Annotated in this window: 20 protein-coding genes; 10 read left to right on the top strand and 10 right to left on the bottom strand. The window is 67.0% G+C overall.

Annotated features, from left to right (window positions below):
• Positions 1–29 precede the first annotated feature (29 nt).
• The gene (ceoB, locus tag ABD05_RS22850) at positions 30–3,230 is read left to right on the top strand and encodes a multidrug efflux RND transporter permease subunit CeoB (RefSeq protein WP_047902339.1); all 3,201 of its coding nucleotides are present in this window, start codon (positions 30–32) and stop codon (positions 3,228–3,230) included.
• Positions 3,231–3,240: 10 nt separating this feature from the next.
• A complete protein-coding gene (gene opcM, locus ABD05_RS22855) occupies positions 3,241–4,776 on the top strand; it encodes a multidrug efflux transporter outer membrane subunit OpcM (protein ID WP_047902340.1) in 1,536 nt (511 codons plus the stop codon).
• A 93-nt stretch (positions 4,777–4,869) separates the two neighbouring features.
• Here opcM and ABD05_RS22860 read toward each other — a convergent pair whose 3' ends face one another.
• The 3 genes from ABD05_RS22860 to ABD05_RS22870 are packed head-to-tail and all read right to left on the bottom strand — an operon-like array spanning position 4,870 to position 7,688.
• Positions 4,870–5,865, bottom strand: coding sequence for an NAD(P)H-quinone oxidoreductase (locus ABD05_RS22860; RefSeq protein WP_047902341.1), 996 nt, complete (start codon positions 5,863–5,865; stop codon positions 4,870–4,872).
• Positions 5,862–6,239, bottom strand: a complete 378-nt coding sequence (locus tag ABD05_RS22865; protein WP_047902342.1) for a carboxymuconolactone decarboxylase family protein — start codon at positions 6,237–6,239, stop codon at positions 5,862–5,864. Before ABD05_RS22865 ends, ABD05_RS22860 begins: the two co-directional genes overlap by 4 nt.
• A 12-nt stretch (positions 6,240–6,251) precedes the next feature.
• Complete coding sequence (locus ABD05_RS22870; protein ID WP_047902343.1) at positions 6,252–7,688, bottom strand: NAD-dependent succinate-semialdehyde dehydrogenase; 1,437 nt, start codon at positions 7,686–7,688, stop codon at positions 6,252–6,254.
• 378 nt (positions 7,689–8,066) lie between these two features.
• On the opposite strand from ABD05_RS22870, the gene ABD05_RS22875 reads away from it, so the two are divergent.
• Positions 8,067–9,002: a LysR family transcriptional regulator gene (locus tag ABD05_RS22875; RefSeq protein WP_034181756.1), complete on the top strand. Its 936-nt coding sequence runs from the start codon at positions 8,067–8,069 to the stop codon at positions 9,000–9,002.
• Positions 9,003–9,155: 153 nt separating this feature from the next.
• Here the strand turns inward: ABD05_RS22875 and ABD05_RS22880 are convergent, their stop codons facing one another.
• Complete coding sequence (locus tag ABD05_RS22880) at positions 9,156–10,046, bottom strand: LysR family transcriptional regulator (protein WP_047902344.1); 891 nt, start codon at positions 10,044–10,046, stop codon at positions 9,156–9,158.
• Between the two features lie 98 nt (positions 10,047–10,144).
• Here ABD05_RS22880 and ABD05_RS22885 point away from each other — a divergent pair, with 98 nt between their 5' ends.
• Positions 10,145–10,585: a PACE efflux transporter gene (locus tag ABD05_RS22885; protein WP_047903741.1), complete on the top strand. Its 441-nt coding sequence runs from the start codon at positions 10,145–10,147 to the stop codon at positions 10,583–10,585.
• Positions 10,586–10,678: 93 nt separating this feature from the next.
• Here the strand turns inward: ABD05_RS22885 and ABD05_RS22890 are convergent, their stop codons facing one another.
• The 5 genes from ABD05_RS22890 to ABD05_RS22910 form a co-directional block, all read right to left on the bottom strand.
• Entirely contained in the window at positions 10,679–11,530 is an 852-nt protein-coding gene (locus ABD05_RS22890; RefSeq protein ID WP_047902345.1) for an alpha/beta fold hydrolase, read from the bottom strand.
• Positions 11,531–11,777: 247 nt separating this feature from the next.
• Positions 11,778–12,107, bottom strand: a complete 330-nt coding sequence (locus tag ABD05_RS22895; protein WP_047902346.1) for a DUF3579 domain-containing protein — start codon at positions 12,105–12,107, stop codon at positions 11,778–11,780.
• A gap of 25 nt (positions 12,108–12,132) precedes the next feature.
• Positions 12,133–13,494 (bottom strand): sigma-54-dependent transcriptional regulator, encoded by a 1,362-nt coding sequence (locus ABD05_RS22900; RefSeq protein WP_047902347.1) that lies wholly within the window; start codon positions 13,492–13,494, stop codon positions 12,133–12,135.
• Positions 13,484–15,367, bottom strand: coding sequence for a sensor histidine kinase (locus ABD05_RS22905; protein WP_047902348.1), 1,884 nt, complete (start codon positions 15,365–15,367; stop codon positions 13,484–13,486). The genes ABD05_RS22900 and ABD05_RS22905 overlap by 11 nt, the downstream gene beginning before the upstream one ends.
• A gap of 103 nt (positions 15,368–15,470) precedes the next feature.
• Positions 15,471–16,835, bottom strand: a complete 1,365-nt coding sequence (locus ABD05_RS22910; protein ID WP_047902349.1) for a 2-hydroxycarboxylate transporter family protein — start codon at positions 16,833–16,835, stop codon at positions 15,471–15,473.
• 467 nt (positions 16,836–17,302) lie between these two features.
• Here ABD05_RS22910 and ABD05_RS22915 point away from each other — a divergent pair, with 467 nt between their 5' ends.
• The 6 genes from ABD05_RS22915 to ABD05_RS22940 are packed head-to-tail and all read left to right on the top strand — an operon-like array spanning position 17,303 to position 23,538.
• Positions 17,303–18,154, top strand: coding sequence for a MetQ/NlpA family ABC transporter substrate-binding protein (locus ABD05_RS22915; protein WP_047902350.1), 852 nt, complete (start codon positions 17,303–17,305; stop codon positions 18,152–18,154).
• Positions 18,155–18,165: 11 nt separating this feature from the next.
• Positions 18,166–19,578: an LLM class flavin-dependent oxidoreductase gene (locus tag ABD05_RS22920; protein ID WP_047903742.1), complete on the top strand. Its 1,413-nt coding sequence runs from the start codon at positions 18,166–18,168 to the stop codon at positions 19,576–19,578.
• 18 nt (positions 19,579–19,596) lie between these two features.
• Complete coding sequence (locus ABD05_RS22925; RefSeq protein WP_047902351.1) at positions 19,597–20,775, top strand: methionine ABC transporter ATP-binding protein; 1,179 nt, start codon at positions 19,597–19,599, stop codon at positions 20,773–20,775.
• Complete coding sequence (locus ABD05_RS22930) at positions 20,768–21,424, top strand: methionine ABC transporter permease (protein ID WP_047902352.1); 657 nt, start codon at positions 20,768–20,770, stop codon at positions 21,422–21,424. The genes ABD05_RS22925 and ABD05_RS22930 overlap by 8 nt, the downstream gene beginning before the upstream one ends.
• A 54-nt stretch (positions 21,425–21,478) precedes the next feature.
• Positions 21,479–22,330 carry a hypothetical protein gene (locus ABD05_RS22935; protein ID WP_047902353.1) on the top strand — a complete coding sequence of 284 codons (852 nt, stop codon included), beginning with the start codon at positions 21,479–21,481 and terminating at the stop codon, positions 22,328–22,330.
• Positions 22,327–23,538, top strand: a complete 1,212-nt coding sequence (locus tag ABD05_RS22940) for an acyl-CoA dehydrogenase family protein (RefSeq protein ID WP_047902354.1) — start codon at positions 22,327–22,329, stop codon at positions 23,536–23,538. The genes ABD05_RS22935 and ABD05_RS22940 overlap by 4 nt, the downstream gene beginning before the upstream one ends.
• 361 nt (positions 23,539–23,899) lie before the next feature.
• Here the strand turns inward: ABD05_RS22940 and ABD05_RS22945 are convergent, their stop codons facing one another.
• Entirely contained in the window at positions 23,900–25,627 is a 1,728-nt protein-coding gene (locus ABD05_RS22945) for a YadA family autotransporter adhesin (RefSeq protein WP_047902355.1), read from the bottom strand.
• Positions 25,628–25,814: the final 187 nt, after the last annotated feature.

A 25,814-nucleotide genomic window follows, 5' to 3' on the forward strand; every position in this document is an offset into this window, starting at 1 on the left:
CATCCGCGTTCAACCAGACAGAGCCACACATGAACATTTCCAAATTCTTTATCGACCGACCGATCTTTGCAGGAGTCCTATCGGTGATCATCCTGCTCGGCGGGGTGATCGCGATGTTCCTGCTGCCGATTTCGGAATATCCGGAAGTCGTGCCGCCTTCCGTGATCGTGAAGGCGCAGTACCCGGGCGCGAACCCGAAAGTGATCGCCGAGACGGTCGCGTCGCCGCTTGAAGAGCAGATCAACGGCGTCGAGGACATGCTCTACATGCAGTCGCAGGCGAACAGCGACGGCAACATGACGATCACCGTCACGTTCAAGCTCGGCACCGATCCGGACAAGGCCACGCAGCTCGTGCAGAACCGCGTGAACCAGGCGTTGCCGCGCCTGCCGGAAGATGTGCAGCGGCTCGGCATCACCACGGTGAAGAGCTCGCCGACGCTGACGATGGTCGTCCACCTGATCTCGCCGGACAACCGCTACGACATGACCTACCTGCGCAACTACGCGCTGATCAACGTGAAGGATCGCCTGTCGCGGATCCAGGGCGTCGGCCAGGTGCAGTTGTGGGGTTCGGGCGACTACGCGATGCGCGTGTGGCTCGATCCGCAGAAGGTCGCGCAGCGCGGGCTGTCCGCCGAGGACGTCGTGCAGGCGATCCGCGAGCAGAACGTGCAGGTCGCGGCCGGCGTGATCGGCGCGTCGCCGTCGCTGCCCGGCACGCCGCTGCAGTTGTCGGTGAACGCGCGCGGCCGTCTGCAGACGGAAGACGAATTCGGCGACATCGTCGTGAAGACGACGCCGGACGGCGGCGTCACGCGCCTGCGCGACATCGCGCGGATCGAGCTCGATGCGTCCGAGTACGGGCTGCGCTCGCTGCTCGACAACAAGCCGGCCGTCGCGATGGCGATCAACCAGTCGCCGGGCGCGAACTCGCTGCAGATCTCGGACGAAGTGCGCAAGACGATGGCCGAGCTGAAGCAGGACATGCCGGCGGGCGTCGACTACAAGATCGTCTATGACCCGACGCAGTTCGTGCGTTCGTCGATCAAGGCCGTCGTGCACACGCTGCTCGAAGCGATCGCGCTGGTCGTGATCGTCGTGATCGTGTTCCTGCAGACCTGGCGCGCGTCGCTGATTCCGCTGATCGCGGTGCCGGTGTCGATCATCGGCACGTTCTCGCTGCTGCTCGCGTTCGGGTATTCGATCAACGCGTTGTCATTGTTCGGGATGGTGCTGGCGATCGGGATCGTGGTCGACGATGCGATCGTCGTCGTCGAGAACGTCGAGCGCAACATCGAGAGCGGGATGAACGCGCGGCAGGCGACCTACAAGGCGATGCAGGAAGTGAGCGGGCCGATCATCGCGATCGCGCTGACGCTCGTCGCCGTGTTCGTGCCGCTCGCGTTCATGTCGGGCCTGACCGGCCAGTTCTACAAGCAGTTCGCGATGACGATCGCGATCTCGACGGTGATCTCGGCGTTCAACTCGCTGACGCTGTCGCCGGCGCTGTCCGCGATCCTGCTGAAGGGGCACGGCGAGAAGGAAGACTGGCTCACGCGCGTGATGAACCGCGTGCTCGGCGGTTTCTTCCGCGGCTTCAACAAGGTGTTCCATCGCGGTGCGGAGAACTACGGCCGCGGCGTGCGCGGCGTGCTGTCGCGCAAGACGCTGATGCTGGGCGTGTACCTCGTGCTGGTGGGCGCGACCGTGCTGGTGACGAAGGTCGTGCCGGGCGGTTTCGTGCCGGCGCAGGACAAGGAATACCTGATCGCGTTCGCGCAATTGCCTAACGGTGCATCGCTCGACCGCACCGAGAAGGTGATCCGCGACATGGGCTCGATCGCGCTGAAGCAGCCGGGTGTCGAGAGCGCGGTGGCGTTCCCGGGGCTGTCGGTGAACGGCTTCACGAACAGTTCGAGCGCAGGCATCGTGTTCGTCACGCTGAAGCCGTTCTCGGAACGGCACGGCAAGGCGCTGTCGGCCGGCGCAATCGCCGGCGCGCTGAACCAGCAGTACGGCGCGATCAAGGACTCGTTCGTCGCGGTGTTCCCGCCGCCGCCGGTGCTCGGCCTCGGCACGCTCGGCGGTTTCAAGATGCAGATCGAGGATCGCGGCGCGGTCGGTTATGCGCGGCTCGCGGATGCGACCAACGACTTCATCAAGCGCGCACAGCAGGCGCCGGAGCTTGGCCCGCTGTTTACCAGCTACCAGATCAACGTGCCGCAGCTCAACGTCGATCTCGACCGCGTGAAGGCGAAGCAGCTCGGCGTGCCGGTCACCGACGTGTTCAACACGATGCAGGTGTATCTCGGCTCGCTGTACGTGAACGACTTCAACCGCTTCGGGCGCGTGTACCAGGTGCGCGTGCAGGCCGATGCGCCGTTCCGCCAGCGTGCGGACGACATCCTGCAGTTGAAGACGCGCAACGACAAGGGCGAGATGGTGCCGCTGTCGTCGCTCGTCACGGTGACGCCGACGTTCGGCCCTGAAATGGTGGTGCGCTACAACGGCTACACGGCGGCCGACATCAACGGCGGCCCGGCACCGGGCTTCTCGTCGGGGCAGGCGCAGGCCGCGGTCGAGCGGATCGCGCACGAGACGCTGCCGCGCGGCGTGCGGTTCGAGTGGACCGACCTCACGTACCAGCAGATCCTCGCGGGCGATTCGGCGATGTATGTGTTCCCGATCAGCGTGCTGCTCGTGTTCCTGGTGCTCGCCGCGTTGTATGAAAGCCTGACGCTGCCGCTCGCGGTGATCCTGATCGTGCCGATGAGCATTCTGTCGGCGCTGACGGGCGTGTGGCTCACGCAGGGCGACAACAACATCTTCACGCAGATCGGCTTGATGGTGCTGGTGGGGCTGTCGGCGAAGAACGCGATCCTGATCGTCGAATTCGCGCGCGAGCTCGAACACGACGGCAGGACGCCGCTCGAGGCTGCGATCGAGGCGAGCCGGCTGCGGCTGCGCCCGATCCTGATGACGTCGATCGCGTTCATCATGGGCGTCGTGCCGCTCGTCACGTCGACGGGTGCGGGTTCGGAGATGCGCCATGCGATGGGTGTCGCGGTGTTCTTCGGGATGCTCGGCGTGACGCTGTTCGGGCTGATGCTGACGCCGGTGTTCTACGTCGTGCTGCGTACGCTCGCGGGCGGCAAGATCCACGTCGCGGGCAAGGACTCGGCCGGTTACGGCGTGACGCCCCCGGGCGTACCGGCTTCGGATGCTTGAGGATAAGAAGATGGACAACATGCACAACACGAATGGCCTGATGCGCTTCGCGAAGGTGGCGGCCGCGAGCACCCTGCTCGCGACGCTGCTCGCCGCGTGCGCGGTGGGCCCCGACTACAAGCGCCCGGATGTGTCGACGCCCGCCGCGTTCAAGGAAGCGCCGACGCTCGCCGCGGGCGAACAGGCCGGTACGTGGAAGACGGCCGAGCCGTCGGACGGCGCGCATCGCGGCGAATGGTGGACGGTGTTCGGCGATCCGGTGCTCGATTCGCTCGAGACGCAGGCGCTCGCCGCGAACCAGAACCTGAAGGCCGCGGCCGCGCGTGTCGAGGAAGCGCGCGCGGCGACACGTACTGCGCGCTCGCAATGGTTCCCGCAGATCGGCGCCGGTTTCGGGCCGACGCGCGAAGGGCTGTCGTCGGCGTCGCAGTTCCAGCCGCAAGGCACGGGCCCGACCAACGCGACGCTGTGGCGCGCGCAGGGCACGGTGTCGTACGAGGCCGACCTGTTCGGCCGTGTCGGCCGCAACGTCGAGGCGTCGCGCGCCGACCAGGCGCAGAGCGAAGCGCTGTTCCGTTCGGTGCAGCTCGCGCTGCAGGCGGACGTCGCGCAGAACTACTTCGAACTGCGCCAGCTCGACTCGGACCAGGACCTGTACCGCCGCACGGTGGAACTGCGCGACCAGGCGCTGAAGCTCGTGCAGCGTCGCTTCAACGAAGGCGACATCAGCGAGCTCGACGTGTCGCGGGCGAAGAACGAGCTGGCCACTGCGCAGGCCGATGCGGTCGGCGTTGCGCGCCGGCGCGCGGCCTCCGAGCATGCGCTCGCGATCCTGCTCGGCAAGGCGCCCGCGGATTTCGCGTTCAAGGAAACGCCGATCGTGCCGGTCGGCGTGAAGATTCCGGCGGGCCTGCCGTCCGCGCTGCTCGAGCGCCGTCCGGACGTGTCGGCGGCCGAGCGCGCGATGGCGGCCGCGAACGCGCGGATCGGCCTCGCGAAGTCGGCGTATTTCCCGAAGCTCGATATCACGGGCGCGTTCGGTTATGAGGCGTCGACGCTCGGCAACCTGTTCCTGTGGTCGAGCCGCACGTTCCTGCTCGGGCCGTTCGCCGGCACCGCGCTGACGCTGCCGTTGTTCGACGGCGGGCGCCGTGCGGCCGGCGTGCAGCAGGCGCGTGCGCAGTACGACGAGCAGGTCGCGAACTACCGGCAGCAGGTGCTCGTCGCGTTCCGCGAGGTCGAGGACAATCTCGCCGATCTGCGCCTGCTCGACGACCAGATCCGCGCGCAGGATGCGGCCGTCAATGCGTCGCGCCGCGCGGCGACGCTGTCGCGCACGCAGTATCAGGAGGGTGAGGTCGCCTATCTCGACGTGATCGACAGCGAGCGGTCGGTGCTGTTGTCGCAGTTGCAGGCGAACCAGTTGACCGGCGCGCAGGCCGTGTCGACCGTGAACCTGATCCGTGCGTTGGGCGGCGGGTGGGGTAATGCGCCGACGGCGGTCGGCGATGCGGCGTCCGTCAAGGCGGAAGTCGCCGCGCGTTGAGTGCGAACGGCGGGCGATTCGTCGCTCGTCGGCAGTGAAGCGAAGAACCCCGGCATGCAGGCTCAGGGCTGCATGCCGGGGTTTTTTATGGCGTCAGGCGTTTTCGCTCATCGTCAGGATGATCTTGCCTACGTTCACGGCCGACTCCATCCGTCGATGAGCCGCCGCGGCATCGGCGAGAGGAAACACGCTGTCGACGACCGGTTCGAGACCCGCGCCTCCCGCAAAGCGGTCCAGCCAATGTTCGCGAAATCGCCGAACCATCGCGTGTTTCTCGCGCGGGTCGCGCGACTTCATCACCGTGCCGATGATTTGCAGATGACGGTACAGGATCTGATCGAGCGCAACGCTCACGTCACCGCCGCCGCCGAGTATGCCGACCTGCACCAGCCGGCCGCCGTTTGCCAATGACGCGACATTCCGCGAAAAATACGGCGCGCCCACGAAGTCGATGACGACGTCGACACCGCGTTTGCCTGTCCTGCTTGCGACGACTTCCGAAAAATCCTGCGCCTTGTAGTCGATCGCATGGTCCACGCCGAGTTGAACGATCCGTTCCAGTTTCGAGGCTTCGGCGGTCGCGAATATCGTCGCGCCGGTTGCGTAGGCGAGCTGGACCGCCGCGGAACCCACCCCGCCCGCCGCTGCGTGAATCAGCACCGAATCGCCGCGTTGCAAGCGGCCCAGATGCAACAACGCTTCGTGCGCAGTGACGAAAACTTCCGGTATGGCAGCCGCGTGCACGTAGTCGATCGTTGCCGGAATGGGCATCGCCATTCTCCAGTCGATGCGCGCCAGTTCCGCATAGGCCCCGCCGCCCACGACGCCCATTACACGATCACCCACCTTGTAGCCCTGCACGGCGCTGCCCGTCTCGATCACCTCGCCGGCGATTTCGAGCCCCATGAGGGTGGAGTCGCCGAAATTGGGCCGACCGTATCCGCCTCGCCGATGTGTCAGATCCGCGCGATTCACGCCCGCGGCATGAACGCGTACCAGTAGATCGTCGGGGCGAACCTCGGGTGCCGGGACTTCGGCCAATTGGAGAACCTCGGCCTCGCCGAATTCCTTGAATGTGATGGCTTTCATTTCACACCTTCCTGTGCCGGAGCTGAATGACCGGCGAGATCGTCGGACCGAGGTTGTGCGCCCAGCGTTGCCTGCGCCACGGCCGAAGCGGAAATCGCTGCGGGAAACCCGGCGTAGAACGCGAGGTGAGTAATTGCCGCGGAGAGCTCTTCGCGGGTTACGCCGTTCGTCAACGCGCGCCGCAGGTGCGCCGGCAACTCGTCGAGATGGCCCCCCGCGATCAGGGCGGCGATGGTCACGAGGCTGCGGTCGCGCGGCGCGAGCGACGGATCGCTCCAGATGCGCGGATAGAGCGTGTCGTCGACGAATGCCGAGAGCGTCGGCGTGAAGGCCCGCGCGGCCTCGCGCGGACTGTCGAAATGCGTATGAGACATGGCGATACTCCTTCAAGCCTGGCTGATGAACTTGTGCGTGAGGTAGTACTCGATGCCCTCGGTGCCGCCTTCCGAGCCGTGACCGCTTTCCTTCATGCCGCCAAACGGCAGTTCGGTCGACACGATGCGGTACTGGTTGATGCCGATCATCCCGGCTTCGAGACCGTCCGCGACATCAATGGCCGTGCGCGCGCTGCGCGTGAACGCATAGGCGGAGAGCCCGTACGGCAACCGGTTCGCTTCGGCGAGCCCGTCGGCGAGGGCATCGAAGCGCATCAGCACCGCGATCGGGCCGAACGGTTCTTCATGCATCACGCGCGCGTCCTTCGGTACGTCGGCGAGGACCGTGGGTTCGAAGAAATATCCTTCGCCCTCGATGCGCTTTCCGCCGGCGAGGACCCTTGCGCCACGTTCCACCGCATCGGCGATGAGTTCTTCCATCTTGGCAAGCTGGCGCGGATTGGCCAGCGGCCCGACCTGCGTGCCGGCATCCATGCCATTCCCGACCTTGAGGGCCTGGGTGGCGCGCACGAAGTGCCCGACGAACGCGTCGTAGACTTCGCGCTGGATCAGGAAGCGCGTCGACGAGATGCAGACCTGGCCCGTACCGCGAAAGCGGTTCGCCGCACCGTCGACCGCGGCCTTCTCGACATCCGCGTCGTTGAATACGAGGACGGGCCCGTGGCCGCCCAGCTCCAGCGTGATGGGTTTGACGCCTTCGGCGGCACGCGCCGACAGCAGGCGGCCGATCGGTACCGAGCCCGTGAACGTCACCTTCCGGATTACCGGGGAAGCGATCAGATGCTTCGACACCTGGTCGGGCACGCCGAATACGACTTGAAGCACGCCCTTCGGCAAACCGGCGTCGTCCAGTGCACGTGCCAGCGCGAGCGCCGTTGCGGGGCTTTCCTCGCCGGGTTTGATGATGACGCTGCATCCGGCGGCGAGTGCGGCGGAGAGCTTGCGCGCCGGGGTGATCGCGGGAAAATTCCATGGCGTGAATGCGGCGACGGGCCCGATCGCCTGTTTTTTCACGAGCTGTTGCACGCCCGGGCGGTTGGATGGCACCACGCGGCCGTCGATACGGCGAGCCTCTTCGGCGAACCATTCGAAATAGTCGGCGGCACGCAGGACTTCGTCGCGGCTTTCTGCCAGTGGTTTGCCTTCCTCGAGCGTCATGACGGTAGCGATGTGCTCGGCGCGCTCGCGCATCAGTTCCGCCGCACGCTTCAGAATGCGCGCGCGCTCGGCAGGCACGGTGTTGCGCCAGACGTCAAAAGCCGGTGCGGTGGCCTGCAGGACGCGATCCAGATCGGCTGCCGTCGCCAGCGGGACGCGCCCGATCTCGATTTGCGTGGCGGGGTTGATCACCGGCGCCGTTTCGCGTTCGCTCGCACCGATCCATTCGCCGTTGATGAAAAGATGAAGCGCGTCGTAACTGATGTCCATGGTAGTAGCCTTTATGGTTAGGATTGCGATTAAATATGTGTTCGCCACGAGCCGGACAGGGGAACCTGCGCCACGCCGTGTCTGGATGATTCGCCGTGGCGGGCCGAGCTCGGGTTTGATACTTCCGCGTTCTGATTGCCTGACTTCGGGACCCAGTCTAGGCGTGAAGCGGGCGGCAACTTAGAGGGGCCGGAAAGAATGAATCTTGTCTCGGGAGAGAAAATCCCCCTGCCAGCATGAAAGCACATTGAAAGGATGCGCGAAAACGACAGGGGATTGCGCGCTGACTGCACGAAGCAGGCGCGGGCCCTATGATCAACAGGCTCGCGCGGGCCGAAACGCAGCGATTCGGCGATCAATTCAAAACCAAGGTGCGTAATGGACAAGGTTCACACCATGTCGGTGTTTGCGAAGGTGGTCGAGATGGGCAGTTTCACGGCTGTCGCAAACCACCTCGATACGACGGTCGGCAACATTTCCCGAGCGGTCTCGGTACTCGAGGACAATCTCAACACGCGGTTGCTGCAGCGCTCGACGCGACGGCTCGTCGTCACCGATGCGGGGCGACGTTTTTACGAGCGCAGCGTTGCGATCCTCTCGGACATCGAACGGGCAGAAGCGGAAGCGCGCGATGCGCTGCTGGAGCCGCGCGGCGTATTGCGCGTGCATGCGGTGCCGGGATTAGGCCGTCAACTCGTTTCGCAAGCCGTGCTTGCCTATCGGAACGCATACCCGGAGGTATCGGTCGATCTCATGCTGTCGCAGCGGATGCCGAACCTGCTCGAAGAGCAACTCGACGTGGCGATCGTGATTGCGCGCACGCTGCCGGACTCGGCGTATGTGAGCCAGAAGATCGGCGTCAGCCATTGCATTCTGGCGGCGTCGCCCGATTATCTGGCACATCGTCCGGCTCCCGCGTGTGTGGAAGACCTCGTCGACCACACATGTGTGCTCCTGAGCACGGTCGATTACGCGCCCGACGAATGGCGTCTGCAAGGCAGGGTCGGCGAGGCGGTGTATCGTCCGGCGGGATCGCACTTCAGCGTCAACGACATGGATGCGATGTCCACGGTACTGCGCGAGGGCGCGGGGATCGGGCTGATCGCCGCCTTCTCGGCAATCGACGATTTGCGTAAGGGATCGCTCGTTCGCGTGCTGCCTGAATTCCACACCGCTCAGCGCAACGTCTATGCGGTGTATTCGTCCCGTCAGTTCGTCGACGCGAAGATCAAACGGTTCATCGATGTCCTTAAGTTGCGGGTAGGCGACCGGTTGGAGGCGTATGCGGAGGAGCTCGCCATCACGGTCGTATGACCCGCCTCACGGTCGGCATGATCGGACAAGTCGAGCGATGACCGGGAACGCGTTTCTGGCGCCGAACGCGCGCGAGGGTGGCCCATTGATTGCAACTAACGGTCAAGCCGTCCGACGTTGACGGACGGTGTGGCGACGCCATCGCCGCACCGCTCAATGCGGACTGTCTTCAGCCCGCAGTGCCCGCAAGAGTTCCCCGGCGGCCTTGCCGAGCCCCGTATGTTTCGGCCGCCGCAAATACACAGGCAGCGGCAGCCCGTTGCGAATGTTCGCGAACACGAGCGGTGCGAGTTCGCCGTCCGCCACATACCGGTCGATGATCGATTCCGGCAAGTTCGCCCAGCCATGACCGGCCTTCACGAGCGCGATCGCGGTCGCCATGTCGGTCACCTTCCACGTGCGGGTGCCGATAAGCGGCCGCACGTCGGTGAGCGGCCGCTCCGGATCGGCGATCACGATCTGCCGAAACCCCGACAAGCGCTCGATCGCCTCCGGATGCGCGGCTTCGGCAATCGCCGGATGGCCGGGCGCGGCGACCGCGATCAGCGTCTCGGTCCACAGCGCGTGAATCTGTTCCTGCGGATGAAGATCGAGCCCGCCGTACGCGACGCAAAGATCGACGGCCCCGCGATGCAGCGCGTCGACGATCGCATCCTGCGGTGCGGTGACGACGCTGACCGCGAGCGCCGGATATTTCGCGGCGACGGCGGCCAGCGCGCGCGCAATCGGCGCGCCGTCGATTTCGGCCGCGAGCCCGAGTCGCAGCGTGTCCTCGACACCCTCCGACAAGTGCTGCGCATGCGCACGCAGCGCATGCAGCCGTTCGGCGATCGCGCGCGCGTCGGGCAGCAGCGCGGCCATCGCGGCGGTCGGCGTCGGCTCGCGCGTGCCGCGGTCGAACAGCACGAGGTCGAGTTCGGCCTCGAGGTTCGCGATCGCCATGCTGACCGCCGACGGCGTGCGGCCGAGCGCACGCGCGGCCGCCGAGAACGAGCCTTCGTCGATGACGGTCAGCAGCATGTCGATGTGATCGCTGGTCAGCACGTGCGGCCTCCTGTCAGAAAAATTGAAAGGACCTGACTTTGGCGGACAGGGTACCCGCTGCTAGTCTCGCCACCTTGTTCGATTCGAAGGGGATGGTCATGCAAGGCTGGAAGCGACGCATAGTCTACGTCGTGATGTTCGAGGTGCTCGGCATCCTGATCGCGTCGACGGTGCTCGGCGTGCTGAGCGGCGCGAGCGCCGAAACGAGCGGCCTGCTGGGCGTGATGATCTCGACGACGGGCGTCACCGTCAATTTCCTGTACAACCTCGCGTTCGAGGCGTGGGAGCGGCGGCGTGCGGCGACGACGCGCACCGTCGGGCGGCGCGTGCTGCACGCAATCGGGTTCCAGGTCGCGCTCGTGACGTTCCTGATCCCGCTGATCGCGTGGTGGCTCGACGTGTCGCTGGTGCAGGCGTTCCTGTTCGACGCGGTGCTGATCGTGTTCTTCCCGATCTTCACGTTCGTGTACAACTGGTCGTTCGACAGCGTGTTCGGGTTGCCGGATGCGGTGACGCGGAAGGCGGCATCGGCTGCGTGATGCAGGGGGATGTGAAACGATGCGGATTGCCCGCGCCGTTTCGCTTCCGCAAGAGAGGGGAAGGCCGGGCGGCGCGCATGCCGCCCGCTCGCGTTACGCGGCGACGAACTCGTGCACGTAACGGTTGAACACGGCGGGGCTCGCCGCGTTCATCCCGTGCGATGCGCCGGCGACGGTCTGCCGTTGCGCATTGCCGATCCACTGCGTCAGCGTATCGACGTTGTTGCGGAACATCTTCGGGCTGCGCTGGCCGTCGATCAGCAGCGTGCGGCACGCGATGTCGCCGGCCGCGTGCTGCGAGTACGCGGGCAGCGGGTCGCGCAACTGCTTCGGCAGCGTGCTTGCGTTGTCGATCGCCATCGTGCGGAAACGCGACGTGCTTTTCTTCCACGCGCCGGGCAGGCTCACGGAATCGACGAACATCTCGAGGCCCGCTTCGACGTCGCCTTGCCCGATCAGGTTCACGGCCTTCGTGCGCAGCGCGAGCGCGGCGGCCGGCAGCGCGGCTTCGCGCACGCCCTGCTGCTGCAGCGGGCCGCCCGGATCGGCGAGCGTCAGCGTGTCGACGAGATGCGGATGCTGGCGCGCGACGTTGAACGCGACGCTGCCGCCACGCGAATGGCCGACCAGATGCACGGGGCCGAGATCGAGTGCGTCGATGAATTCGGCGAGCTCGTCAACGTGGTTCTGCCAGCTGAACTCGCCCTGGATGCCTGCTTCGACGGCCGGCCAGTAATGGCTGAGGCTCGGCGCGATGCAGCGGTAGTGGGCCGACAGCGACGCGAGCTGCGGATCCCAGTAGCGGTAGTCGCACAGCGAGCCGTGCACGAACACCATCGGCGCGCCGCTGCCCCGCTCGACATACGGCAGGCTGATGCCTGACGAAAGCGTCGCAAATTGCAGGTCGGGGTTCGCGAGCACGGACGGCTCGATTCGCATGTTCATGACTGAAAGACTCAAAGGTGCGTCAACACGACGCAACTATGCATCACGGCGACCTGCAAGGAAAACGCATAATTTTCATCGCGACGATCAATTTTATTGATGGCTGCGCCGCAAACCCCTGTCGGAGCGTGGGCATGTGTCGAAGCCTCCAATCATCTGACGATTGGTTTCGGCGTCGAAAGGGCGTGCGGCGGCCTGCGCGCATGCGCAAACGCACCGGAAAATGAGGGAAAGCAGGGGCTGCGCGTCAACGCACCGCCAACGCAGGCGCAGTCTGAACCTCGACCGGGAGGTCGTTGTCGGCCGCGAACTGCATCGCGAAGTCGAACGCGTCCGCGCATACGCCGCGCAATTCGTCCGACACGAACAGGCATTTTGCGCCGCCGTCGACGACCGGCATCGCAAGCCGCGACAGCGCGCACGGATAGCCGGGCCGCCGTTCCCCGACGAACAGCGTGATGACGCCCGCGAGGCGTTCGGGCCAGTCGCTCGGGCGGAAGGTCTTCCGCGCGCGCGTGACGCCGCGGATCAGGTGGCCGTGGATGCGGCCGTGTTCGGAGACTTCGATGCGATCCATGCTGTTGTGCGTGTCCTCGTTCGCGTCATTCGCCGCCGTCGGCCGCCGCGTCGCCGCGCGCGGGAATCCGCAGATTGCGCAGCTTGTGATAGAGCGTCTTCTTCGGCATGCCGAGCGCGACGCTTGCGTCCGCAACGTTGCCGTGGTGACGCTGCAGCATGTCCTCGATCAGCATCCGTTCGAAATACGCGAGCTGTTCCGCGAGCGTGCCGCCCACCGCCGGCGCGTCGCCCGACGACAGCAGGCTGTCGCCGGTCAGTCCGAGCACGAAGCGGTCGGCCACGTTCTGCAGTTCGCGCACGTTGCCGGGCCATGCGTGCGTCATCAGTTCGGACACCTGCGCAGCCGTGACGACTGGCGCCGGCTGCCCGAAGCGCCGCGCGGCCGCGAGCACGAAATGCTCGAACAGCAGCGGCACGTCTTCGCGCCGCTCGCGCAGCGGCGGCAGCTCGATCTGCGCGACGTTGAGGCGATACAGAAGATCCGCCCGAAAGCGCCCGTCGGCCGCGAGTTCGGCGAGATCGGCCTTCGACGCGGCCACCACGCGGCAGTCGACCGGAATCAGCTCGTTCGCGCCGAGCCGTTCGACCACGCGCTCCTGCAGCACGCGCAGCATCTTGATCTGCAGCGGTATCGGCATCGTCTCGATCTCGTCGAGGAACAGCGTGCCGCCGTGCGCCCATTCGATCTTGCCGATGCGCTTCTTGATCGCGCCGGTGAACGCGCCGGCCTCGTGGCCGAACAGTTCGCTCTCGAAGATCTGCTCGGGCAGGCCGCCGCAGTTCAGCGCGACGAAATGCGCATCGCGCCGGCCGCCGAAGTCGTGCAGGCTGCGCGCGATCAGTTCCTTGCCAGTGCCGGTTTCGCCGCTGATCAGCACTGACACCGATGTATCGGCGAGGCGCAGGATCTTCTTGCGCACGTCGGCCATCGCGGGCGACTTCCCGAGCACGAACGCCTCGATGCCCTGCCAGTTGTTGAGCGCCGCGCGCAGCCCCTGCACCTCGAGCGTCAGGCGGCGCTTCTCGACCGCGCGTGCGACGCGGCCGGCGATCACGTCCGACGAGAACGGCTTCTCGATGAAGTCGTACGCGCCGACCTGCATCGCGCCGACGGCCGTCGAGATATCCGCGTGGCCGCTGATCAGCACGACCGGGATCTGCGCATCGACAGCCATCACGCGGTCTAGCAACTGCAGCCCGTCGATGCCCGGCATCCGCACGTCCGACACGATCACCACCGGCGCGCCGGGCGCGACGTGCGCGAGCGCGTCGGCGGCCGACGCGAACGCGTCGACCGGGAACCCGGCGAGCGCGACGGCTTGCTCGACGCCGATCCGGACGTTTTCATCGTCCTCGACGACCAGCACCCGAATCTCATCTTCCATGCTCTGTCCTTTGCAGCGTCGCCGCCGCGAATTCGATACTGAACTGCGCGCCGCCTTCGTCGCGGTTCGTCGCGGCGATCTTCGCGCCGAACGCCTCGACGATGCGCGACGTGATCGCGAGGCCGAGCCCGAGGCCCTGGCCGCGCGGCTTGGTCGTGACGAACGGCTCGAACAGGTGCGGCAGCACCTCGGGCGCGATGCCGGCGCCGCTGTCGGCGATCGTGAAGCGCACGCGGCCGGCTTCGTCCGGCCCGGCCGCTTCGATGACGATGCGGCGCACGGGCGCGTCGTGCACCGCGTCGAGCGCGTTGCCGAGCAGGTTCACGATCACCTGCTGCAACTGGCTCGATTCGGCCGACACCGCCGTGCCGGGCGCGATGTTCACGTCGAGCCGCACGCCTTCGTCGCGGATCCGCGCGTCGTAGATGAGCCGCGCATGCGCGACGGCCTCGTTCAGCGACACCGCGACGCGCTCGACGTCGGGCTTGCGCGCGAAGGTCTTCAGCTCGCCGGTGAGCACCGCCATGCTGTCGACGAGCTTGCCGATCCGTTCGAGATTGGCATACGCCGGCGCCGGCTGGCCGCGCTCGAAGAACGTGCGCGCGTTGTCGCACAGCGTGCGGATCGCGACGAGCGGCTGGTTCAGCTCGTGCGTGAGGCCGGCGGCCATCTGCCCGAGCACCGCGAGCTTGCCCGCGTGCACGACTTCCTGCTGCGAATCGCGCAGCCGCTGCTCGGTGCGCTCGCGCTCGACGATCTCGCGCTGCATCTGCTCGTTCGCGGCCGTCAGCGCGGCCGTGCGCTGCGCGACGGTCAGTTCGAGCCGGTCGTTCGCGCGGCGCAGCGCGTCCTGCGCGTTCAGCCTTGCGACGATCGCGCGGCGGCGCTGGATCGCGTAGCCGGCCAGCAGCGCGGCGATCAGGAACGCGCCCGTGACGAACACGAACGCCGTCTGCTGCTGGCGCCGCGCGCCCGCGATGTCGAGCAGCACCATCAGCGAATCGCCGGCCTGCGGCGCGGGTCGCGACATCACCAGATAGCGTGTGTTGTGGCCGGCGCGGCGCGGATCGGGGAACGTGCCGAACCACGCGGCCGCGTTGCGGTCGCCGATGCGGCGGTACGGCAGCGCGTCGACGGTGCGGCCCGCGTATTGCCGCGACGCCTGGATGTCGCGCTGCTGCTGCGCGGTGATCGGGCGCAGCGCGGTGAATTTCCATTCGGGTTCGGTCGAGATCACGACAACGCCGTTGCGGTCGACGACCATCGCGGCGACGCCCGGCGCGCGCCATGCCGATTCGAGCGAATCGACGCTGATCTTCACGGCGGCGACGCCGATCGGCACGCCGTCGTCGCGCACCGCGCTGGCGAAGTAGACGCCCGGCACGCCCGTGTTGGTGCCGATGCCGAAGAAGCGGCCGCTGCCGCGCGCGAGCGCGTCCTTGAAGTACGGCCGGTACGACACGTTGGTGCCGACGAAGCTGAGCGTCTCGTTCCAGTTGCTGGCGGCGATCACCTCGCCTTGCAGGTCGATCACGTCGACCGCGCCGCTGCCCGCGTCGCGGTTCACGGCTTCGAGGTACGTGTTCACCGTGTGCACGAGCTCGGGCGCGTCGTGCGGCGCGGCCTTCAGCATCGCGCGCACGCCGTCCTGCCGCGCGACCAGCCCGGGCAGGATCTCGAAGCGGCCGAGCTCGCTCTTCAGGCTCGACGCATACAGGTCGAGCCGGTGCGCGCCGGTTTCCTCGAGCGCGTCGATCGCACGTTCCCACGCGAAATCGACGGCCGCGCCCGCCACGCCGACATACAGCACGGCGGCCGACGCCCAGCCCCACCACGGGATTCCCTTGAAGCTCTTCTGCACGTTCGCCCTCATCGAAGCCCGCAACCGGCCGGCCTGAACGACGCGCGCCGCGCGCCGGCAGAGCCGGCGGCGGCGCGTGCGAAGCGGCCTGCGCGACGATGCGCGCGGCGGCGCGTCATCCGAAGTGCGCGACCAGGATCAGCGTCACCGTGACGACGATTGCGCCGCCGATGCGCGTCGCGATCTGTGCGAACGGCATCAGCTGCATCCGGTTCGCGGCGGTCAGGATCGCGACGTCGCCGGTGCCGCCTTGCCCGCTATGGCAGGCGTTCACGATTGCGGTGTCGATAGGGTACATCTTCATCAGGCGGCCGACCACGAAACCGGTGCCCATCAGCGTCGCGACGGTCGACACGATGGTCACGACGTTGACGATCGTGAACGCGGCGGTCAGCTTGTCCCACGGCGTCATCGCAACGCCGATCGCGAACAGCAGCGGATACGTGACGGCGGTCGAGAAGAACTTGTAGACGACGAACGCGCCTTCCTGCAGCGGCGGCGACACCGCGCGCGCGAGCTTCACGAGCACCGCGAGGAACAGCATCGCGACCGGTGCGGGCAGGCCGAACAGCTTGTGCGCCATCAGGCCGACGAGGTACAGCGTGATCGCCGTGATGCCGGCGCCCGCGATGTGCGTGACGTCGACGTGGCCGCGGATTTCTTCGTTTTCCGGCGTCATGTCGCCGGTTTCGCCGACCTGCAGGCGGCCGTTGCCGGTCAGGTGCGGCAGGCGCTTGCCGAGCATGTCGAGCGCGCCCGACAGGATGATCGCGGTCAGGCTGCCGAGCATCACCGGCGGCAGCACCATCGCGAACATCTCGCCCTGCGGCAGGTGCATCAGTTCCGAATAGCCGATCGACAGCGGAATCGCGCCTTCGCCGACGCCGCCGGCCATGATCGGCACGACGATGTACAGCAGCGTGTGGCGCGCGCCGAGGCCGAGCGCGGTGCCGACCGCCGTGCCGACGATCGCCGCGGCAACCGAGCCGGCCGCGAGCGGGATGAAGATCTTCACGAAGCCCTGGATCAGCACGCGGCGATCCATGCTCAGGATGCTGCCGACGATGATCGACGCGATGAACAGGTACAGGAAGTTGGTCGACTTCGTGAATTCGACCGTCAGGTTCAGCACCGGCTTCGGCAGCAGGTGGTAGTACGTGAGCGCCGACGGCACGAAGGTCGCGAAGATCGCGGCCGCGCCGATGTTGCGCAGCAGCGGCAGGCGCTTGCCGAGTTCGGCGCACGTGAAGCCGAAGAACGCGAGCACGGCGATCGCCATCGAGATCTCGCCGGGCACCTTGCCCGTCACCGCGAAGCCGACGATCAGCCCGAACAGGATCACGTAGACCGGCAGCGGGATGATGCCGATGCGGATTTCCATCAGCTTCCACCAGCCTTCCGGCCAGAAGCGTGCGCGCGTGGCGGGACCGGCTTCGGCAATCGGCTCGGGATGGGACGGGGTATGGATAGAGGTCTGCAAGACGTGTCTCCTGATGTTGGAATGCCTGCTTTGCTTCGCGGCATCGTGTGCCGACTATTACGCAACCTCCGTGCCAAGGCGCAGACCTGTCGGCTTGTTTGCAGATCTTTGATTCATAAGGGATTTATATCGTCTGCGGAAAGAATGGCACGTAGGCCGTTCCGAGATTTCGGAATTCGCGCGGCGGGCAGGCCGAGATTTCGGCCGGATGGCGCGTCAGGCGCACGGTCAGCCTGGCCGCGCCCCGATCTCGCCCTGTACGCGCCCCGTATCGCCGTGCCCGATCGCGCGCCATATCGCCGCGCGCGATTTTCTTCGCACAATCGCTTCGTAGACCGTCCCTTCGCCGCTCTCTATCATCGGCTGATCCTTTTCCGATGCGACGACGACTGTCCGGAGAACGCCCGCGCGTTCGCCGCGGCGTCGTTCATCCGTCGATACCGTCTTTGGACAGGAGAGTGGTTTCCATGCTGCATGCCGTTGTTTCCGCCCGCTTTTCCTCCGGCCGCTTCGCGCGGCCGGCCCGCCTGCTGGCGGCCGCGCTGCTCGCCGGGTTGTTCGGCGTCGGGCTGCTGAACGGCGCGCGCGCCGATACGGCGCCGCTGAAGGTCGGCATTTCGACCAGCCCGCAGATCGAAGCGCTGAAGATCGCCGCGAAGGAGGCGAAGGCGCAGGGGCTCGACGTGAGGATTGTCGAGTTCACCGACTGGAATACGCCGAACGCGGCGCTCGCGAACAAGGACATCGACGTCAACTACTTCCAGCACATCCCGTTTCTCGAGAACGCGAACAAACAGGGCGGCTACAACTTCGTGTCGATCGCGCCCGGCACGATCATGAAGATCGGCCTCTATTCGAAGAAGGTGAAAAGCTTTGCCGAGCTGAAGGACGGCGCGCGCGTCGCGATCGCGAACGATCCGGTGAACGGCGGGCGCGGGCTGTTGCTGCTGCAGCGCGCGGGCCTGATCGCGCTGAAGCCGGGCGCTGACTATCGCGCGACGACGCACGACATCGTGTCCAACCCGAAGCACCTGAAGATCATCCCGCTCGAAGCGTCGCAGCTCGCGCGTTCGCTCGACGACGTCGATCTCGCGCAGGGCTATCCGAGCTTCATCAAGCTGGCCGGCACGACCGACCCGAACAGCGCGCTGCTGTTCGACGGCACCGAAAACAAGATCTTCGCGATCCAGTGGGTCGTGCGGCCCGACAGCGTGAACGATCCGCGCATTCGCAAGTTCATCGCGATCTACCAGCACTCGCCGGCCGTGCGCAAGGCGCTCGACAACGCGTTCGGCTCGCTGTACGCGATCGCGTGGTGACGGAGGCGCACATGACGACGGCGAACCGGAAGAAGATCCTGCTCAACGCGTTCAACATGAACTGCGTCGGGCACATCAATCACGGGTTGTGGACGCATCCGCGCGACCGCTCCGCGCACTACACCGATCTCGACTACTGGGCCGATCTCGCGAAGACGCTCGAACGCGGCAAGTTCGACGGGATCTTTCTCGCGGACATCGTCGGCGTGTACGACGTGTTCGGCGGCGGCCCCGACGCCGCGCTGCGCGAATCGGTGCAGGTGCCCGTCAACGATCCGCTGCTGCTCGTGCCCGCGATGGCGCAGGTCACGCGGCATCTCGGCTTCGGCGTGACCGCGAACCTGACCTACGAGCCGCCTTACCTGTTCGCGCGCCGCATGTCGACGCTCGATCACCTGACGAAAGGGCGCGTGGGCTGGAACATCGTCACCGGTTATCTCGACAGCGCCGCGCGCGGGATGGGCCTCGCGCAGCAGATCGGCCATGACGACCGCTACGAGCGCGCGGACGACTACATGGACGTCGTCTACAAGCTGTGGGAACAGAGCTGGGACGACGACGCGGTGATCCGCGATGCACAGGCGCGCGTGTTCGCGCAGCCGGGCAAGGTGCGGCGCGTGAAGCACGACGGGCCGTTCTATTCGGTCGACGCGATCCACCTGAGCGAGCCGTCGCTGCAGCGCACGCCGGTGCTGTACCAGGCCGGTTCGTCCGCGCGCGGCGTCGAGTTCGCGGGCCGTCACGCGGAATGCGTGTTCGTGAACGGGCAGAGCAAGGCCGCCGCGCGCGCGGCGGCGCTCGACATCCGCGCGGCTGCCGCGCGGCAGGGGCGCGATCCGGCGTCGATCCGGATCTTCGCGGGCGTGAGCGTCGTGACGGCCGAGACCGAGCGGCTCGCGCGCGAGAAGTTCGACGAATACCGGCGCTACGCGAGCCCGGAAGCCGGCCTCGCGCATTTCGCGAGTTCGACCGGCATCGACTTCGCGAAGTATGGCCTCGACGAACCGATCTCGTACGTGAAGACCGATTCGATCCAGTCGGCCGTCGACGCGATCTCGCGCAAGAGCACGACCGGCACATGGACCGTGCGCCGGATGCTCGAACAGATGTCGCTCGGGGGCCGTTATGCGCCGATCGTCGGTTCGCCGTCGCAGGTCGCGGACGAGTTGCAGTCGTGGATCGACGAGACGGGCATCGACGGCTTCAACCTGACGCGCACCGTGATGCCCGAGTCGTTCGAGGATTTCGTCGACAGGGTCGTGCCCGAGCTGCAGAACCGCGGCGTCTACAAGGAAGACTACGATCCCGCGCCGACGCTGCGCGAGAAACTGTTCGGCGCGGGTCCGCGCCTGCCTGCATGGCACACCGGCGCGCAGCATCGGCCGGCCGCCGTGCCTGAACCCGCGCATCCCGCGCATGCCTGAACGTGACGGAGCGAAGCGATGACGCAATTGTTCGATACGCTGGGTTTCATCGACGCATCGGCCGCGCGCGCCGGTGCCGCCGCAACGGCGCATGAAGCGGCGGCCGCGCCGACTGGCGGAGTTGCCGTGTCGCTGGAGCAGGTCGGCAAGGTGTTCGCGACGCCGCGCGGCCAGGCCGCCGCGCTGCGCGACGTGACGCTCGACGTGCGGCGCGGGGAGGTGTTCGGGATCATCGGCCGCAGCGGCGCCGGGAAGTCGACGCTGCTGCGGCTCGTGAACGGCCTCGAACGGCCGAGCTCGGGCCGCGTGCGCGTGCAGGGCGTCGACGTCGGCGCGCTCGACGAGGACGGCCTCGTCGTTTTGCGCCGCCGCACCGGCATGGTGTTCCAGCATTTCAACCTGCTGTCCGCGAAGACGGTGTTCGAGAACGTCGCGCTGCCGCTGAAGATCGCCGGCGTGCCGAAGGCCGAGCGCGTGCGCAAGGTCGAGGCGCTGCTCGAACTCGTCGGGCTGACCGCGAAGCGCGACGCGTATCCGGCGAGCCTGTCGGGCGGGCAGAAGCAGCGCGTCGGCATTGCCCGCGCGCTCGTGCACGATCCCGAAGTGCTGCTGTGCGACGAGGCGACGTCGGCGCTCGATCCCGAGACGACGCAGTCGATTCTCGCGCTGCTCGCCGACATCAACCGCCGCCTCGGGCTGACGATCGTGCTGATCACGCACGAGATGGAGGTGATCCGCGCGGTGTGCGACACGGTCGCGGTGATCGAACAGGGCGAAGTCGTCGAAACGGGCCCCGTGTGGCGCGTGTTCGGCGATCCGCGCCACGGCGCGACGCGCGCGCTGCTCAGCACGCTGGTGCACGACCTGCCGGCCGAACTGGCCGCGCGCGTGCAGCCGCTGCCCGAGCAGGCCGCGTTGCCGGACGGCGCGCAGGTCGTGCTCGACGTTCGTTATACGGGCGAAAGCGGCGGCGAGCCGGACGTCGGCGCGCTCGCGGCGGCGCTCGGCGGCTCCGTGCGTTTCCTGCACGGCGGGATCGAGCGCATCCAGGGGCGTGCGCAGGGGCGGCTTGTGATCGCGGCTTCGCCGCGCGTGGATGAAGTCGGTCATTCGTCGGCTCGCGGCGGCGCGGTCGCCGCGCTGCTCGAACGTGCGCGCCGCCACGCGAATCACGCGGAGGTGCTCGGCTATGTTTGAGCTCTGGTGGCCCGAGCTGCTCGACGCGATCCGCGACACGCTGTCGATGGTCGCCGCGTCGGCCGCGATCGCGGCGCTGATCGGCATCCCGCTTGCGGTGATCCTCGTGACGACCGCACCCGGCGGCATCTACGCGCGGCGCGGCGTGAACGCGGTGCTCGGCGCGCTCGTCAACGTGTTCCGCTCGACGCCGTTCATCATCCTGCTCGTCGCGCTGCTGCCGTTCACGCGCGTGCTGATCGGCACGACGATCGGCGTATGGGCGGCCGTCGTGCCGCTGTCGATCGCCGCGATCCCGTTCTTCGCGCGGATCGCCGAAGTGAGCCTGCGCGAAGTCGATCGCGGGCTGATCGAGGCCGCGCTCGCGATGGGCGCGAAGCGCCGCCACATCGTGTGGCACGTGCTGCTGCCGGAGGCGCTGCCCGGCATGCTCGGCGGCTTCACGATCACCGTCGTCGCGCTGATCGGCTCGACCGCGATGGCGGGCGCCGTCGGCGCGGGCGGGCTCGGCGATCTCGCGATCCGCTACGGCTATCAGCGCTTCGATACCACGGTGATGGTGACCGTGATCGTGATCCTGATCGCACTCGTTTCGGCCGTGCAAATCACGGGCGACCGCCTGGTCCGACGTGTGACCCGGCGTACCTGAGCGACGCCACGAGCGTCCGCTCGCTTCATTCATGACCCTGAGAGAACCCTACCCATGACCTTGCCCATCGGCGCGCCGCGCGAATGGAACGGACAATTCGAGGAAGCGCTGTTTCTCGACGTAGCGCGACGCCATCGTCCCGGCTTTCCCGACAAACTCGCCACGCCGCCGCGCGAGCCGCACAACGCGGACGAACTGGCCGCCGTCGCCGACTACTACACGAAGATGGCGTCGCACGACCTGTTCATCGTGCAGGTCGTCGCGAAGGCGATCGACACGCTGTTCCGCGACGATCCGCATTTCCAGCTGATCCTGTCGCGCCAGCTCGGCGACGACGGCGCGCACGCGGTGATCGGCCGCGAGCGCGTGACCGAACTGACGGGGCGCGATCCGCTGCCGGAAGTCGACCGGCTCGTCGCCGCGCACTGGGCGCGTATCGGCGATATCGCGGTGCGCGATGTCGCGGGTTTTCTCGCGTTCGAATGGCATTACGAGCTGCACATCCTCGCGAAGCTGTGGATCCAGCGCAAGACCGGCCGTATCGGCGACAGCGCGATGCGCGAGCACGGCGAGAACCGGATCCGGCCGGACGAGGAGTGGCATCGCGTGCAGATCGTCCAGTGGTGGTTCGACACGTTGAAGGCGCTGCCGGCTGCCGAGCGCGAAGCGCTGATCGATCGCGTGATCGCGGCCGACGAGGAAACGCAGGTGCGGCTCGACGGTTATCTGCACGACGAGTACGCGCATACCGCGCGCGTGTTCGGCGCGGATATCGACGAATACCGCGCGATCTACGACGACTGGCGGCGCGAGATCCTGTCGCGGTTGACCGGCAGGCGCCAACTCGGGAAACTCGTGCCGTTGTCGGAAGCCGTCTCGACCCAGGAACAGGAAGCCGTCGCATGAACGATCCACGCGGCCCGGCGACGCTCGCCGCGGCAACGGATGTCTCGGCAATCGATCCGGACGCACTTGCGCGCGTCATCGACGCGCTGCGCGCAACCGCCGCCGCACGCGATCGCGCGGGCGGTCACGCGGCGCAGGAGAAGCTGTGGCTCGCCGACGCGGGCCTGCTGACGCTTGCGGTGCCGCGCGCGTTCGGCGGGCAGGAAGCCGCGTGGCCGGCAATCTACGACGCGATCCGGCAGATCGCGCGCGTCGACAGCGCGCTCGCGCATCTCGTCGGGTTCCAGTGCCTGCAGGTGGTGAGCGTCGACGTGTGGGGCAGCGCCGCGCAGCGCGAACGCTATCTGCGCGGCACGGTCGAGCAGCGCTGGTGGTGGGGCAACGCGGTCAATCCGCTCGACGCGCGGCTCGTGGCCACCGCGACGCCGGATGGCGGCTACCGGCTCGACGGCGTGAAGGGCTTCTGTTCGGGCACGCGCGGCTCGCAGCGGATGACGGTGTCCGCGCACGATCCGGAAACGGGCCGCACGGTGTTCGGTGTGGTGCCGACCGATCGTCCGGGGATCGTAGTCAACGACGACTGGGATCCGATCGGCCAGCGCCAGACCGACAGCGGCAGCGTGCGCTTCGACGGCGTGACGCTCGCGCCGGACGAGGTGCTGCACCGTTCCGAGGCGCCGCCGACGCCGCGCGCGACGCTGCGCACGCTCGTGTCGCAGCTCGTGCTGACGAACCTGTTCGTCGGGCTCGCGGAAGGCGCGCTGGTTGAGGCGCGCGATTATGTGCTGAAGCACGGCCGGCCGTGGATTCACTCGGACGCGGCACAGGCGAGCGACGATCCGTACACATTGCAGCGCTTCGGCGATATGCGCGTGCGGGCTGTTGCCGCGGCGGCGCTGGCCGATCGCGCGGCCGGCGCGTTGCAGCACGCATGGGCGCGGCACGATGCGTTGACGGCGGACGAGCGAGCCGAAGTGGCGCTCGCGGTATCGGACGCGAAGATCGTCGCGCAGCGCGCGGCGCTCGACAACGGCGAGGCGCTGTTCGATGCATGCGGTGCACGCGCGACAGCCGCGTCGCTCGGCCTCGACCGCTTCTGGCGAAATGCGCGTACGCATACGCTGCACGATCCGCTCGACTACCGGCTGCGCGACGTGGGCCGGTTCGCGCTGACGGGAGAATTGCCGCCGGCGTCGCTCTATACGTGACGACGGAGCAGGCGCGGGGGCGCTTCGTGGCGGCTCCGCGCCGACCGGCAAGCGCCGGTGCCTGCCGCCTATACCGACACATCGTTCGTTCCGCCCGCTGGACGCCTTACGACGGATTCGTGGTCACGGGTTGGCCCGTGCATACGGTCGTGCGCAGACGGGTCGCCGTGCGCGACGGCGCGCTGAACGGGCAGCCGGCAGGGCGGGCCGAGACGTTTCTGGATACGGCGGCGTAGCCTGCTGCGGCGACCGGGAAACCGGCGTGCCGCGTGAGATCGTGGCGCCATCGGCGCGATGGCGCCGATGGCTTGCCTTGCGGCGTCAAGCAACCGTCTCTTGACGCTTCACGGGCCGAGCACGCTTACCAGCGGTAGCCGACGCCCGCGCCCGCACCGAACGAGCCGTGGCCGGAAACCGCCGTCGTCACCGAACCCTTGACCAGCCATTTCGCCGTCGCGACGGAAAGACCGACCGCCATGGCGCTTTGACCGCCATACGTCCCGCCGCCGAGCGCGACCACCTTTTCACCCGGCAGCACGGCTTGCGGCATGTTCGCCATCGCGATCGCGCTTGCAGTGCCCGCGTTCGCGTCTTTGCGGTACTTCGACATTTCTTCGCGAACCGAATTGATTGCGCCGTTCAACTGACGCACGTTGACGCCGTCCGTCGGCGCCGTGCCGTCGGCCATGTTGGTGAGCTGACGCTCGGCGCCCGGCGCGCCGAGCGATACCGTGTTGTCCCGATCGGCGATCGAATTCGCCCCCAACGCGACCGAATTGCTGGCGGTTGCGCGGCTGTTCGTGCCGATCGCGGTAGAGTCCTTGCCGGACACATTCGACCCTGCGCCGATCGCCGTTCCGTTCGGTGCGGTGACTTTCGAATTCGTGCCGATGGCGGTTCCGTTCGTCGCCGTGACGGTGGAATTGACGCCGACGCCCGTACCGTTGTCGCCCGAGACATTGGAGCCGTTGCCGACCGCGGTCCCGTTCGGCACGCTGACCAGCGTATTTTTGCCGATTGCGGTGCCCGTATCGCTCGTCACCGTGCCGCTCGGGACGCTCGACGAAATTTTGCCGACGGTCGTCGTGAGCGTTGCCAGATTCGCCGTCAACGTGGAAACCTGGTTTGCGATCGAGAAGAGCTGCGAGCCGTTCACCGCATCCGTGCTGGTCGCGCTGATCGCGCCGGCCGCGACGTTCACGATCTGACGCTCGGCGCCCTTGCTGCCGACGCTGACCACACCCACCGGCGTGCCCGCGAAGCCGCCGTAGCTGACGCCGTTGAGCGTCACGCTGTTGACGGTGGTGAAAGCGCGCGTGGACGCGTTCGAGCCCAGTGCGACGGAATTCGCATCGGCGGCGTTCGCGCCTTCGCCGATCGCAACCGCATTCACCGCGGATGCCGTCGCACGGGCAATGGCGATGCTCCCGACAGCGGAGGCCGAACTGTCGACGCCGAGCGCTACCGCATCGTTCGCGCCGGCGTTTGCCTGAAAGCCGAGCGCCGTACCGCCGGCTGCAATGCTGCCCTTGCCCACGGCCGTGGAAAATGTCGCGGTGGCGCTGGCGCCTTGCCCGACCGCCGTCGACTGGTCGACGGCGATCGCGCCCTGGCCGAAGGCGGATGCCGTCGCGCCGTTCGCGATGGCTCCGTTACCGACTGCCGTCGCCTGCGTTCCGACTGCGCTCGAGGCCGCACCCATCGCCGTCGCCTGGTCGCCGGTTGCCACGGCATTTCCGCCGACGGCCGTCGCAAAGGCACCGGTCGCGGCCGACATGCGGCCGATCGCGACGGTTTCGCTATAGGCTCCGGTCGACGAGCCCGAATTCGCGGCTGCCGCAGTGCCGATCGCCACGTTGTCGCAGCCCGTTGCAGTGGCCGGATACGTGCCGCTTCCCGAGATGGCGATGTTGCCGACACAGCCGGCCGCCGTTTCGGTGGACGTCCCGTTCTGCACATAGTCGGCCCGCGCCGGCGCAGAGGCCGTGAAGGCAACAACTGCCGCGCCAACGGCGGCAGCAAGTACCGCCTTCGACTTTGCCGGCACGCGCCGTGCCGGATTCCCCAACCCTCGATGATTCTTGTTCATGTTATTTCTTGGCTCGATATAGAAATTAGTTATGCTTTGCATATTCGTCTGGCGATTTCCCGGTCGCATCTCATTCATGTCATTTGTGTGAAACCTTTGCTTGATCACAATCAAATTAAAAAGATGTGCTAAGCAAATTCGACACTCAGCGGCGTGAATCAGATGGGGAAGCGGTACACAGGTGCGG

Source organism: Burkholderia pyrrocinia (assembly GCF_001028665.1).
GTDB classification, from domain to species: Bacteria; Pseudomonadota; Gammaproteobacteria; order Burkholderiales; family Burkholderiaceae; genus Burkholderia; species Burkholderia pyrrocinia.